This is a genomic window from Stenotrophomonas sp. As-7, from assembly GCF_030291015.1.
Lineage (GTDB): Bacteria > Pseudomonadota > Gammaproteobacteria > Xanthomonadales > Xanthomonadaceae > Stenotrophomonas > Stenotrophomonas lactitubi.
Genome location: NZ_CP127405.1, coordinates 2,350,971 through 2,363,154 on the forward strand (window position 1 = coordinate 2,350,971; position 12,184 = coordinate 2,363,154).

A 12,184-nucleotide genomic window follows, 5' to 3' on the forward strand; every position below is an offset into this window, starting at 1 on the left:
TCCCCAGGTGGGCACGAATGCGCTCCACGGGGTCGTCTCAGAAAACGGAAAATAAAGCACGTTAAGCTGGTTGCAGCGGCCGTAGCGACCTGAACTTGCCCGCGCCGATCTTGGCGTTGCTGCGCCAGAGGTAATCGCCAGTCAGGTTGATGTGCTCCCAACCCAGCGGCGACAGATACTGCAATAGAGAATCATCAACGGGCTTGCCGTGGCCACGCAGGGCATTCGCGGCCCGTTCCAGATAAACCGTGTTCCACAGCACGATGGCTGCCGTCACCAGGTTGAGGCCGCTGGCCCGGTAGCGTTGCTGCTCGAAACTGCGGTCGCGGATTTCGCCCAGGCGGTTGAAGAACACGGCACGGGCCAGCGCGTTGCGGGCCTCGCCCTTGTTCAGTCCGGCATGCACACGGCGGCGCAGCTCGACGCTTTGCAACCAGTCTAGGATGAACAGCGTGCGCTCGATGCGGCCCAACTCGCGCAGGGCGACGGCCAGACCATTCTGGCGCGGATAGCTGCCGAGCTTGCGCAGCATCAGCGAGGCCGTCACCGTGCCTTGTTTGATCGACGTGGCCAGCCGCAGGATTTCATCCCAATGGGCGCGGACGTGCTTGATGTTGAGCGTGCCGCCGATCATCGGCTTCAGCGCGTCATAGGCGGTTTCACCCTTGGGAATGTAGAGCTTGGTATCGCCCAGGTCACGGATGCGCGGCGCGAAGCGGAAGCCCAGCAGGTGCATCAGCGCGAAGACGTGATCGGTGAAGCCCGCCGTGTCGGTGTAGTGCTCCTCGATGCGCAGGTCGGATTCGTGGTACAGCAGGCCGTCGAGCACGTAGGTCGAGTCGCGCACGCCGACATTCACCACCTTGGTGTGGAACGGCGCGTACTGGTCGGAGATGTGGGTGTAGAACGTCCGTCCCGGGCTGCTCCCGTATTTCGGGTTGATGTGGCCGGTGCTCTCGGCCTTGCTGCCAGTGCGGAAGTTCTGGCCGTCCGACGATGACGTGGTGCCGTCGCCCCAGTGCTCGGCGAAGGGATGCCGGAACTGTGCGTTGACCAGATCGGCCAGCGCCGCCCCGTAGGTTTCATCGCGGACGTGCCAGGCTTGCAACCAGGCCAGCTTGGCGTAGGTCGTGCCGGGGCAGGACTCCGCCATCTTGGTCAGGCCCAGATTGATCGCGTCGGCGAGGATCGTGGTCATCAGCAGGTTCTTGTCCTTGGCCAAGTCGCCGGATTTCAGGTGCGCGAAGTGCCGGGTGAAACCCGTCCATTCGTCCACCTCCAGCAGTAATTCGGTGATCTTGACGTGCGGCAGGATCATTGCGGTCTGGTCGATCAGGGCCTGTGCGGTGTCGGGCACTGCCGCGTCGAGCGGCGTGATCTTCAGGCCCGACTCCGTGATGATGGCGTCCGGCAGCTCGTTGGCCAGCGCCATTCGGTTGACGGTGGCAAGCTGTGTTTCCAGCAGCGTCAGCCGGTCGTGCAGGTACTGGTCGCAGTCGGTGGCCACGGCCAGCGGCAATTCGCTGGCCTGCTTGAGGCGGGCGAATTTCGCGGGCGGCACCAGGTAGTCCTCGAAGTCCTTGAACTGGCGCGACCCCTGCACCCAGATGTCGCCGGAGCGCAGCGCGTTCTTCATCTCCGATAGCACGCACAGTTCGTAGTAGCGGCGGTCGATGCCCGCGTCGGTCATGACCAGCTTCTGCCAGCGCGGTTTGATGAAGCCGGTCGGCGCATCGGCGGGCACCTTGCGGGCGTTGTCGATGTTCATGTCGCGCAGAACCTCGATGGCATCAAGCACGTCCTTGGCGGCGGGAGCAGCCCGCAGCTTGAGCACGGCAAGGAATTCCGGCGCGTAACGGCGCAAGGTGGCGTAGCTCTCGCCGATGCGATGCAGGAAATCGAAGTCATCGGGCTGCGCGAGCTTCTGCGCCTCGGTGACGCTCTCGGCGAAGGCATCCCAGGACATGACGGCCTCGATGGCGGCGAACGGGTCGCGGCCCGATTGCTTGGCGTCGATTAGCGCCTGACCGATGCGCCCGTACAGGCGCACCTTGGCGTTGATCGCCTTGCCGGATGCCTGGAACTGCTGCTGATGCTTGTTCTTGGCAGCGTTGAACAGCTTGCCCAGAATGCGGTCATGTAGATCGATAATTTCATCGGTAATGGTGGCCATGCCCTCGATGGCCAGCGCCATGAGGGTGGCGTAGCGCCGCTGCGGCTCGAACTTGGACAGATCGGCGGGCGTCATCTGGCCACCCTCACGGGCGATCTTGAGTAGGCGGTTCTGGTGCACCAGCCGCTCGATGCCAGCGGGCAGGTCGAGGGCCTGCCAGGCTTTGAGGCGTTCGATGTGTTCGAGCATGTGGCGGGAGTTCGGTTTGGCGGGCGACTGGCGCAGCCAGGCTAGCCAAGTTGTCTTGCCGTTATCGCGGCGTTTTAGCAGATCGTCGAGACGATGACGGTGCCCGTTCGACAACGGTTCGGCTAGGGCATCGTAGATGCGCCGGTTGGCGCGGGTGATGGCCTCGGCACTGGCGCGCTCGATGGCGTTGAGAGCGGGCAGGATGATCGACTGCCGCCGCAGATGCTCAATCAAGGCGCTGGCCAGCACAATGCCCTTGTCGGTCTGCATGGCCAACTCGGTCAGCAACTGAACAGCCTGCCGGTAGTGGCTCATGGTGAACGGCTGGAAGCCGAACTCCATTTGCAGCTCGACCAGGTGCTCGCGCCGGGTCTGCTCCCGCTGCCCATATTCACCCCAGCTTTCGATGCCAATCTTGAGCTGGTCAGCGACCAGTTTCAGCAAGGGCGGAAACGGCGGTTCATCGGCGCCAAGGATGACGCCGGGAAAGCGCAGATAGCAGAGCTGCACGGCGAAGCCAAGGCGGTTGGCCGGGCCGCGCCTCTGCCGGATGCTGGACAGATCGGTGTCGCTGAACGTGTAGTGACGGATCAGCTCTTCCTTGGCGTCCGGCAATGCAAGCAGGTTGTCACGCTCGGCGGCGGACAGGATCGAACGGCGTGGCATGGATGCTCTTTTTCTTTCTGTGGCCGAGTAAATCCAGTTCCACTAAAAAAAGGCGCGGATATAGAGCGGTATCCCGATGACCGCACTCAAGAGAATAGCCATACGCCAAGCCGCTCACCCTTCTTTACTCCAATACTGCATGTCCGCAAACAGCGCTCCGCTCGCATCAAGTGAGACTCAGGCGAAGAGCTAGCGCAGCTAGTGTCACTGCCAGTACAGGAACAGTTAGTACAACACCCACCTTGAAGTAATAACCCCAAGTGATCGTCATGCCCTTGCGCGCCAGCACATGCAACCAGAGCAGCGTCGCCAGCGATCCGATGGGGGTGATCTTCGGCCCGAGGTCACTGCCGATCACATTGGCGTAGATCATCGCGTCCTTGACCACACCGGTTGCACTCGTGGCATCAATGGAGAGTGCACCCACCAGCACCGTAGGCATGTTGTTCATGACCGACGATAGCAGCGCGGTGAGAATGCCCGTCCCGAAAGCTGCGCCCCATACGCCTCCTTGTGCGAAGTAATCGAGCAGTCCGGCGATATGTTCGGTGAGACCCTCGTTGCGCAGGCCGTAGACCACCAGGTACATGCCAAGTGAAAAAATCACAATCTGCCAAGGCGCTTCTTTGAGCACCTTGCGGGTGGAGATCACATGGCCGCGCGCCGCCACACCCAGTAGAATCAGCGCTCCGGCTGACGCTACAGCGCTGATCGGCACGCCGACATGTTCCAGCCCGAAAAAGCCAACCAGCAGCAGCGCCAATACCCACCAACCGGCCTTGAAGGTGGCGCTGTCAAGAATCGCCTCACGCGGGTTTTTTAGTTGCATAACATCGTAGTCTTTCGGGATGTCGCGGCGAAAGAACCACATCAACATCGCCAGGGTGGCAGCGACGGCGACGATGTTGACCGGCACCATGATGGCGGCATACTCGGTGAAGCCGATCTTGAAGAAATCGGCTGAGACGATGTTGACCAGGTTGGAGACGACCAGTGGCAGGCTGGCGGTATCGGCAATAAAGCCAGCCGCCATCACGAAGGCCAGCGTCGCCGCTGGACTGAACCTGAGCGCCAGCAGCATCGCCATTACGATCGGTGTCAGGATCAGCGCCGCGCCGTCGTTGGCGAACAGTGCCGCCACGGCCGCGCCCAGCAGCACGAAAAAGGCGAACAGCCTGCGTCCGTTACCGTTACCCCAGCGTGCCACATGTAGCGCCGCCCACTCAAAAAAACCGGCTTCATCAAGCAGCAGGCTGATGATGATGACGGCGATGAAGGTGATGGTGGCATTCCAGACGATACCCCAAACCGTTGGAATATCACCCAGATGCACCACGCCGGCTAGCAGTGCCAGTGCGGCGCCCAGCAGGGCACTCCAGCCCACACCCAAACCTTTCGGCTGCCAGATGACCAGTACGATGGTGGCGATAAAAATTAAAAAAGCGGTCAACATTAGCTCAGTCCTTGCTCATGGGGTTGAAGATATCCGCGGTTGCTGGCCAGTCGCTTGATCAAATCGAAGCGCGAGATGATGCCGATCAGCCGCTCGTTTTCGATGACGGGCAGAGACTTGATGTTGTGATCCGCGAGCAGACGCGCGGCCACGGTGACATGGTCTTCGGGCGCCACGGTAAGGACTTCCCGCGTCATGACCTGCGCGGCCGTGCGGCCCTCGGTCTTGTCCGTCTCGGGTGTGCGCCGGCGAAACACAGAGCGGTAGAAGTTCTCCTTCCAGACCGATTCGCGCGGCTCCAACCGCTCGTCGGCGGCGCGATGGACCAAATCACCCTCGGTCACGATGCCGAGCAGACGTCCCTCAGTATCGGTGACCGGAACGCCGTTGATGCGGTGTTAAATCAAGATGCGGGCGATTTCCGCCACAGCCGTCTCGGGCGCGATTTGTATCGGGTTTGGGGTCATCAGGTCGCGAACTTTCATGGTGTGCTCCTTCCTAAAATTTGTGGGTCGATGGGCGGTGAACAACTTGCCACTTCGTTTTTCATCACGCTCGTCCAGGCCTGCGCGCCCATCTGCACCGCGTCCCACGGGCTGCCGAAGGGCGGTGTGTAGCTGAGATCGAGATCGTTCAAGTCTTCGACGCCCATGCCGTGGAACAGTGCCGTTGCGAACACGTCGATGCGTTTCGACACCTCCGAGCGCCAGGGGCCGAGGATCTGCGCGCCCAGGAGCCGGCCAGTCCGGCGATCACCGGTCACCCGGACGCGGAGCTTCTGCGCTCCAGGGTAGTAGGCCTTGTGATCCCAGGTTTCAGTCTCGATGGTGACGGGATCAAAGTCGGCCGTGCGCGCCTCGGCTTCGCGCAAGCCCGTCCGTGCGATTGCCAACTCGAACACTTTCACGGTTTGGGTGCCGACCGAGCCCGCGAACAGACGCTCCCCGCCTACCGCGTTCTCGCCGGCCACACGGCCCTGTTTGTGCGCGGTCGTCCCGAGTGGCAGGTACGCTGGCCGCTGGAGTATCCGATGCCAGGTCTCGGCGCAGTCGCCGGCGGCCCAAATGCCGGGTAGCGTGGTTTCCATGCGCTGCGTGACGCGGATGGCGCCAGAGGGCCCCAGCGCAATCCCCGCAGCGGCGGCTAGGGTGGTGTCGGGTCGCGCGCCGGTGGCGACCAGCACCAGATCGGCAGAGGCGGTAAACCCGCCCGAACCCGATACCGTGAGACCACGCCGGTTATCGGCGGCTTCGATTCGTTCCACGGTGCAACCGACCACGACGCGCACGCCATGCCGTGACAGCTCCTCCCCGATCAGCCTACCGAACGACGGATCGACGCTTGGGAACACGGGATCGGTATGGCTTACGAGTGTGACATCGATCCCTCGATGCCGCAGCGCGTCGGCCATCTCCACGCCGATGTAGCCAGCGCCAATAATGATGGCCGAGCGTGTCTCGCCGCCCATGAGACGGCTATGGACAGCGAAGCCATCTCCCATGGTGTGCAGGAGATAAACGCCGGGGAGATCGAGGCCGGGCAACCCTTGGGGACGGACTGGGACGGCACCGGTCGCGATGACCAGGTGGTCATAGCGCAACGTCTTCACACTGCCGTTCGCCCCGCGCACGACATCGACCGTCTTGGCCGCTGGATGAACCGATACGGCCCGATGGTTCGTCAGGATTTCGATTCCGTCGAACGCGGTGCGATGGGCAAGCTGCCGGTGATCCGGCGTCTCGCCGCTGAGGTAAAAGGGCAGGCCGCAGATGCTGTAATTCGGGTACTCGTCGGCCAGTAGAACCGATACCTCGGTTTGGGGATCGAGCTCGTGAGCCCGCAGCGCCGCGCTGATGCCCGCATCGCTGCCGCCGATGATGAGCAGACGCGTCATAGCGCCACCTTTTGATGTTTCGCGCCGCCAAGGCCGAACCCGTTCCGCGGCTCGACCAAGGCTAGCAAGGGTTCGATGCCAATCGGTTCTTCCGCCTGCATCGGCACCAGGGCGACGCGTTTGGTGTAGCGGGTGCGAACCGCCTCGATCTGGGTCAGCTCAAACGCGGCCCGCCGCTTCAGCAAGGGTGACGCGGTTGGTGCGGCGGACAGGCTGTTGTTGATCAGCCAGGCCCACGGCTCAATGCCAGCGCGGCGCAGGTCTTCCTGTAAATTGGCTGCTTCCAGCACCGGCGTGGTTTCCGCCAAGGTCACAATCATCACCTTGGTGCGCGCCGGGTCCTGCAACTGCATCATCGGCGTGGTGTAGCGCACGTTCGACTCGGCGTGACGGGCCACTTCGCGGTGATAAGCCCCGGTGGCGTCGAGCAGTAGCAGGGTGTGGCCGGTTGGTGCGGTGTCCATCACCACGAACTTTTTACCGGCCTCGCGGATGACGCGCGAGAACGCCTGGAACACCGCGATTTCTTCGGTGCAGGGCGAGCGCAAGTCTTCTTCCAGCATGGCACGGCCTTCGGCATCGAGATCCTTGCCTTTGGTGACCAGCACATGCTGGCGATAACGTTCGGTCTCCGCCTGGGGGTCGATGCGGCTGACTTCCAGGTTGTCCAGCGAACCGGCCAGCGTGTCGGTCAGGTGTGCGGCGGGGTCAGAGGTTGTCAGATGCACGGGCAGGCCGCGTTCGGCCAGCGCCACCGCCACCGCAGCCGCCAGGGTGGTTTTGCCGACGCCGCCCTTGCCCATCATCATGATCAGGCCATGGCCCGTTTCAGCGATCTCATCAACCAGCGTCGACAACGGCGGAAGGTCAACGGGTTTGGCAGGCGCACCGGCGACGACGGGCGCAGCCTCGTCTCGATCGGAGAAGAGGCTGCTCAGCGCCTCGACACCGACCAGGTTGAATGCCTTGAGCGGCAGTTGATCGAGGGGCAGGTCGCGCAGCACGGCGGGCATGTTGGCGATGGCCTCCTGTTCACGGCGATGGATGGCAGCGGCCAGCGCGTCGTGAACGGCTTCGCTTTCCGGCAGCACACCGTTGATGACCAGGTTCTGCCTGGACAGGCCGATGGCGGCCAGTTCCTCGTGCGTGCGTGCGACCTCGTCCAGCGTGGTTTTCTGCGCGCGGGCGACCAATATCAGGCGCGTGCGCTCAGGGTCGGACAGCGCCTTGACCGCTTCAGCGTAACGCTGGCGTTGCTTTTCAAGACCTGCCAGCGGTCCCAGGCAGGACGCTCCTTCCGGATTCTTCTCGATGAAGCCGCTCCACGCGCCCGGAAGTTGCAGCAGACGGATGGTATGACCGGTCGGCGCCGTGTCGAAGATGATGTGATCGTAGTCGGCAATCAGTGTCGCATCGGTCAGCAACGCGGTGAACTCGTCGAAGGCCGCGATTTCGGTGGTGCAGGCTCCGGAGAGCTGTTCTTCGATACCTTTGACCACGTCGTCTGGCAGAGCGCCGCGCACCGGGCCAACGATGCGTTCGCGGTATTGCTGCGCTGCCTGCTGTGGGTCGATTTCCAGGGCTGATAGCCCCGCTACGGTGGAAATGGTGGTGATTTTGTTGCCGATTTCCTGGCTGAATACCTGACCGACGTTGGACGCCGGATCAGTGCTGACCAGCAGTATTTTCTTGCCCTGCCCGGCCAGATGAATGGCGGTGGCGCAGGACAGCGAGGTCTTGCCGACGCCGCCTTTGCCAGTAAAAAACAGGAAAGCGGGTGGGTTTTGTAGAAAAAGCATGATGAAGTCCTTTTAAATAATGAACCAATGATGAACGGGGTCAGCAGGTGCGGCTGCCGCCACCGCAGCAGCCGCCAGACGGGGTTTTCATGGACGGCGCAGCCGCCAACCCAGCCCAGCGGACCAGCTCATCGCGGGTGGGGTAACGCCCTGCGAGGGCCACTTCACCATCGACCAGGATCAGTGGCAGCGCATCCTGACCGGAGCGCTGCAAAAAACCTTTTACGGTCGCATTTTCGGCAAACATCTGTGGCTGCTGCGCCAGGTTGTAGCGTTCGATGTGCGCGCCGTTCTGCTTCGCCCAATCAACATCAGCAGCAAAAGTCACCAAGGCTTGGTCAACCTCCACGCCGCAGACGCCGGTGCTGCAACACAGCGATGGGTCAAACACTTCGATCTTCTTCATTTAAACTCTCCATCAAGTATTCAAATATAAGTCAAAAAAACTACGCCGAAAGCACCCCAATCCGATCCAGTTCCGCCTTCAAGCGTGTCCGGTCGTGCGCAAGTTGCGCCAACGGCAGCGCGTGGAAGGCTTCGATGCGACGCCGCAAGATACGGTAGGCCGTCGTGAACGCGGCTTCGATTTCCGCTTCGGTCCCTGTGGCATGAGCGGGATCGTCAACACCCCAATGCGCACGCAGTACCGAGCCAAGATACGCCGGACAGGTTTCCCCAGCAGCATTCGAGCACACGGTGATGACCACATCCGGAGCCAGCGGCAGGTTGTCCCACGATTTACTGTGCAGTCCGTTCGTGTCGATACCTTCACGCGCCAAGAGCGCCAGGGAACGCGGATGGACGGTCCCGGTCGGCTGACTTCCCGCACTCATCGCTTTCCATCCTGTCGGAGCCAAGTGGTTAAAGGTCGCTTCCGCCAATATAGAACGGCAGGAGTTACCGGTACAAAGAAACAGGATATTCATGTTATCGCTTTCGTTGGAGTGGGTGACAGGGCGGGCAACAGTTCCTTGGCGCAGTTCGAGGCAGCAACCATTTCTACGCATTTAGCGGGACTGCCAGTGCAACACTCATCCGTGAGGTACGCGATCAGATCCAACATCAACGGGATGTCCGCTCGGTAACGCTGGAAACGGCCCTCTTGCTCAACCGTCACCAGGCGAGCTTGTGACAACGCCTTCAGGTGAAAGGAGAGGTTGGCCGGCGGTATATCCAGCGCGTTAGCAATCGCGCCTGCCACCATGCCGTCCGGCCCCTTCTTGACCAACAGCCTGAACACGTCCAAGCGCAGGCCCGATGAGAGGGATTCGAAAATTGATGTTGCGGCTTGCTTTTCCATATTTAAATAATACTACAACCATCAAAATGATGCAAGTGCGTTGACCTGTCTGCTTAGACTATGCCTTATCTTGACATAACCCGTTTCAAAGTGCCGGCTCGTAATATGAGTTGCAATTTATATGTGTAGCGACTAATATTATGCTATGAAATTTCACGAACACAACCAAGAGCAGATCATTCCCGCACTCAAGGTGCTAGGTGAGCCGAACCGCCTGCGCATCCTGTACGGGCTCGGCCTCGAATGCCGTCCGGTGACGGACATCATCAACGCGACGGGCCTGGCGCAAACCAATGTCTCGTTCCACTTGCGCGTGCTGCGCGAGGCGGGATTCGTTCGCGCCGAGCGGCGCGGAGCGTTCATCTATTACTGCCTCGCCGACCCGGAACTGCTGCGCATCCTGCATGACCTAATGCGCTGGCTGGACGCGCGTCAGACGCCGGTCGCGGGACTGTCCGATCAATCCAGCCACCCAGCCGACCCCAAATCGGCGTTGGCAGAAACCGAGGAGGTGTAATCATGTGGCCTTATGGACCGTGGGGATGGTTTCCTTTCATGTGGATATTTCCGCTGATCTTCCTGGTCGTGATGTTGATCTTCCTCTTCCGCGGCGGCCGCGGAAGCGGGGGTGGGCCGATGTGCGGCGGGTGGGGAATACGTGATGAAGGAATGCGTGACAAAAAAGAAGAAAGCGCGAGAGAGATTCTCGACCGGCGTTACGCCCGTGGGGAAATCAACCAAGAGGAATATCAGCGAATGAAAAAGGAACTTGAATAATGATGATTCAGGATCGATTGTTTCCGGCCACGGGAATGCCCGACAGGAACTGGTGGCATGCCTTATGGCCCGACCCCGACGGCGTAATCAAGGTTCTGGACATCAAACCCGGAATGACGGTCGTCGACCTGGGTTGCGGCTATGGCTATTTCACCGCCGCCATTGCCCGGCGGGTTGAACCGGGACGCGTCGTCGGTTTCGACCTCGACCCGGAGATGCTGGAGCAGGCGCAGGCGGCTTGTGAGGGGATGGCGAACTGCAACTGGCTGCCCGGAGACGCCATGGAGTTGAGCCGCCTGCTTGGCGCGCCGGCGGACTATGTACTGATCGCCAACACCTTCCACGGCGTACCGGACAAGACAGCATTGGCCAGGGAGGTCGCAATGGCCCTGAAACCGGGCGGCCGCTTCGCCGTTGTCAATTGGCATCCCCTGCCGCGCGAAGAAACCACCGTCCTGGATCAGCCGCGCGGGCCGAGCACCGAACTGCGCATGTCGCCGGAACAAACCCGCGCGGTGGTCGAGCCGGCCGGCTTCACGCTGGAAACATTGATCGAGTTACCGCCCTACCATTACGGGGCAATCTTCGTCCACGCGAACTGATTCAGAACAGGAGAGAACGATGGCCCACAATCACGACGAAATCATCGAACACTACAACCGCTTTCACGCGGCCGTCTACGGCCCCGAGGGCGCATTGGACCGGAAGACCCGTCACCTGATCTGTCTCGGCGCGGCGCTGGGCGCGAACTGCGAATTCTGCACGAAATACGCCCTCGGCGTGCTCAAGGAACTCCAGGCCAGCGATGCCGAGATCGACGAGGCGATCAGCGTAGCCATGACCGTGGGCGCGAGCAACCCGAGGCTGCTGGCCAAGAAAGTCCGGGCTGAAAATCCATAGCGACGGCAGAACCAATCGAGTCATTCACCAGGAGACCAACATGGAATCGAAAGACCAGGACACCAAGGCAAACGGCGAATCGCAGCCCGGACAAGGCGGCGGATTCAATCCGATGGGCATGATGAAAAAGATGATGGAGAAAATGATGTCCGGCATGATGACGCCGGAGGATATGCCGCGCATGATGCAAACCATGATGGACAGCATGTTCAAGGAAATGAGGACGGAGGATCGAGTGGACTTCATGCAAAACATGATGCCGCGCTGCATGTCCATGATGTTCTCGGAACTGGATCCTGATGCGCGCCGGACACTGGCTGAGGCGATGCTTCAGCGCATGATGGACGAGCTGAAGGGGCAGCGCGAGGCCGCCACTCCGACCGCTGCCCCCGCTGAAGGCGCTGCTCCCGCCTCTGCCTCTGCCGAAGGCGCTGCTCCTGCCGCCGGGCCCGCCAAAGAGTAATTACCTGAGCACGGGTGTAGCACAGGTAACACCAGACTTTTCTCCGGCATCATCGACAGCCTGCCCTTGCGCAGGCTGTTTGCGTCATGGAACTGAGGATGGCTTAGCGTACGATTTTTTGTTTCGTAAACTGACCTCGACTACGCCTTAGCGTGCTTTATTTTCCGAATTCTGAGACAACCCCCAGTTGCTATAGAGATTAGCCATACTTCACTGACCACTAAAAAAGGCGAAATGGAGGTTAAAACGGATGGTAAAACTGTATCTGTTTCTAAAGCGCCTGCAAGCCCTTTAATTAATACGGTCACAACTACACAAAAAACTTTAAAAGCCCCTGAAGCTAAAAACCCAGCAAAAGAGATCCTATCTGAACCAATCAAAAAACCTGTAGTTATTTATCAAGCTAGTGAAATCATGCCTGAACTTAGTCAAGCTGATTTGGACTATATTAAAGCGGTAAATTCAAACGACAAAATCAACTCAATTGAAAGCAAGATCGTTAATAACGAAGCGATTAGCAAAGAAGAATTGAAGATTTTACGCCAAAAAAACCCTAACTATTGATAACTC

General features: G+C 60.3%; 14 protein-coding genes. 6 read left to right on the top strand and 8 right to left on the bottom strand.

What is annotated here, in order from left to right:
* Positions 1-61: 61 nt before the first annotated feature.
* The 8 genes from QP457_RS10920 to QP457_RS10955 all read right to left on the bottom strand — a co-directional run bounded on the left by QP457_RS10920 (position 62) and on the right by QP457_RS10955 (position 9,474).
* Positions 62-3,028, bottom strand: coding sequence for a Tn3 family transposase (locus QP457_RS10920; RefSeq protein WP_041015698.1), 2,967 nt, complete (start codon positions 3,026-3,028; stop codon positions 62-64).
* A gap of 166 nt (positions 3,029-3,194) precedes the next feature.
* The gene (locus QP457_RS10925; RefSeq protein ID WP_003799992.1) at positions 3,195-4,481 is read right to left on the bottom strand and encodes an arsenic transporter; all 1,287 of its coding nucleotides are present in this window, start codon (positions 4,479-4,481) and stop codon (positions 3,195-3,197) included.
* Positions 4,481-4,825: a CBS domain-containing protein gene (locus QP457_RS10930; RefSeq protein WP_205404084.1), complete on the bottom strand. Its 345-nt coding sequence runs from the start codon at positions 4,823-4,825 to the stop codon at positions 4,481-4,483. The genes QP457_RS10925 and QP457_RS10930 overlap by 1 nt, the downstream gene beginning before the upstream one ends.
* A gap of 137 nt (positions 4,826-4,962) precedes the next feature.
* Positions 4,963-6,375 (bottom strand): FAD-dependent oxidoreductase, encoded by a 1,413-nt coding sequence (locus tag QP457_RS10935; protein ID WP_003799988.1) that lies wholly within the window; start codon positions 6,373-6,375, stop codon positions 4,963-4,965.
* Entirely contained in the window at positions 6,372-8,174 is a 1,803-nt protein-coding gene (arsA, locus tag QP457_RS10940; RefSeq protein ID WP_003799986.1) for an arsenical pump-driving ATPase, read from the bottom strand. The genes QP457_RS10935 and arsA overlap by 4 nt, the downstream gene beginning before the upstream one ends.
* Positions 8,175-8,214: 40 nt before the next feature.
* Positions 8,215-8,580 (bottom strand): arsenite efflux transporter metallochaperone ArsD, encoded by a 366-nt coding sequence (arsD, locus tag QP457_RS10945; protein WP_003799984.1) that lies wholly within the window; start codon positions 8,578-8,580, stop codon positions 8,215-8,217.
* 40 nt (positions 8,581-8,620) lie between these two features.
* On the bottom strand, positions 8,621-9,100 hold the full coding sequence (locus tag QP457_RS10950) for an arsenate reductase ArsC (protein WP_012387025.1): 480 nt from the start codon (positions 9,098-9,100) through the stop codon (positions 8,621-8,623).
* The gene (locus QP457_RS10955) at positions 9,097-9,474 is read right to left on the bottom strand and encodes a helix-turn-helix transcriptional regulator (protein WP_003799982.1); all 378 of its coding nucleotides are present in this window, start codon (positions 9,472-9,474) and stop codon (positions 9,097-9,099) included. The genes QP457_RS10950 and QP457_RS10955 overlap by 4 nt, the downstream gene beginning before the upstream one ends.
* 145 nt (positions 9,475-9,619) lie before the next feature.
* Between QP457_RS10955 and QP457_RS10960 the strand changes: the two genes are divergently transcribed.
* The 6 genes from QP457_RS10960 (at position 9,620) to QP457_RS10985 (ending at position 12,178) form a co-directional block, all read left to right on the top strand.
* Positions 9,620-9,991: a metalloregulator ArsR/SmtB family transcription factor gene (locus tag QP457_RS10960; protein WP_200523673.1), complete on the top strand. Its 372-nt coding sequence runs from the start codon at positions 9,620-9,622 to the stop codon at positions 9,989-9,991.
* Positions 9,992-9,993: 2 nt separating this feature from the next.
* Positions 9,994-10,251 carry an SHOCT domain-containing protein gene (locus QP457_RS10965; protein ID WP_264884981.1) on the top strand — a complete coding sequence of 86 codons (258 nt, stop codon included), beginning with the start codon at positions 9,994-9,996 and terminating at the stop codon, positions 10,249-10,251.
* Positions 10,251-10,853, top strand: coding sequence for a class I SAM-dependent methyltransferase (locus tag QP457_RS10970; RefSeq protein WP_205404086.1), 603 nt, complete (start codon positions 10,251-10,253; stop codon positions 10,851-10,853). The genes QP457_RS10965 and QP457_RS10970 overlap by 1 nt, the downstream gene beginning before the upstream one ends.
* Before the next feature lie 19 nt (positions 10,854-10,872).
* Positions 10,873-11,151: a carboxymuconolactone decarboxylase family protein gene (locus QP457_RS10975; protein WP_205404087.1), complete on the top strand. Its 279-nt coding sequence runs from the start codon at positions 10,873-10,875 to the stop codon at positions 11,149-11,151.
* 40 nt (positions 11,152-11,191) lie between these two features.
* Positions 11,192-11,614 carry a hypothetical protein gene (locus tag QP457_RS10980; RefSeq protein WP_205404088.1) on the top strand — a complete coding sequence of 141 codons (423 nt, stop codon included), beginning with the start codon at positions 11,192-11,194 and terminating at the stop codon, positions 11,612-11,614.
* Positions 11,615-11,848: 234 nt separating this feature from the next.
* The gene (locus QP457_RS10985; protein ID WP_240196382.1) at positions 11,849-12,178 is read left to right on the top strand and encodes a hypothetical protein; all 330 of its coding nucleotides are present in this window, start codon (positions 11,849-11,851) and stop codon (positions 12,176-12,178) included.
* Positions 12,179-12,184: the final 6 nt, after the last annotated feature.

Coding starts and splice junctions, on each gene's coding strand:
- QP457_RS10920 (WP_041015698.1), bottom strand. CDS start 3,028: ATGCCACGCCGTTCGATCCTGTCCGCCGCCGAGCGTGACAACCTGCTT.
- QP457_RS10925 (WP_003799992.1), bottom strand. CDS start 4,481: ATGTTGACCGCTTTTTTAATTTTTATCGCCACCATCGTACTGGTCATC.
- QP457_RS10935 (WP_003799988.1), bottom strand. CDS start 6,375: ATGACGCGTCTGCTCATCATCGGCGGCAGCGATGCGGGCATCAGCGCG.
- arsA (WP_003799986.1), bottom strand. CDS start 8,174: ATGCTTTTTCTACAAAACCCACCCGCTTTCCTGTTTTTTACTGGCAAA.
- arsD (WP_003799984.1), bottom strand. CDS start 8,580: ATGAAGAAGATCGAAGTGTTTGACCCATCGCTGTGTTGCAGCACCGGC.
- QP457_RS10950 (WP_012387025.1), bottom strand. CDS start 9,100: ATGAATATCCTGTTTCTTTGTACCGGTAACTCCTGCCGTTCTATATTG.
- QP457_RS10955 (WP_003799982.1), bottom strand. CDS start 9,474: ATGGAAAAGCAAGCCGCAACATCAATTTTCGAATCCCTCTCATCGGGC.
- QP457_RS10960 (WP_200523673.1), top strand. CDS start 9,620: ATGAAATTTCACGAACACAACCAAGAGCAGATCATTCCCGCACTCAAG.
- QP457_RS10965 (WP_264884981.1), top strand. CDS start 9,994: ATGTGGCCTTATGGACCGTGGGGATGGTTTCCTTTCATGTGGATATTT.
- QP457_RS10970 (WP_205404086.1), top strand. CDS start 10,251: ATGATGATTCAGGATCGATTGTTTCCGGCCACGGGAATGCCCGACAGG.
- QP457_RS10975 (WP_205404087.1), top strand. CDS start 10,873: ATGGCCCACAATCACGACGAAATCATCGAACACTACAACCGCTTTCAC.
- QP457_RS10980 (WP_205404088.1), top strand. CDS start 11,192: ATGGAATCGAAAGACCAGGACACCAAGGCAAACGGCGAATCGCAGCCC.
- QP457_RS10985 (WP_240196382.1), top strand. CDS start 11,849: ATGGAGGTTAAAACGGATGGTAAAACTGTATCTGTTTCTAAAGCGCCT.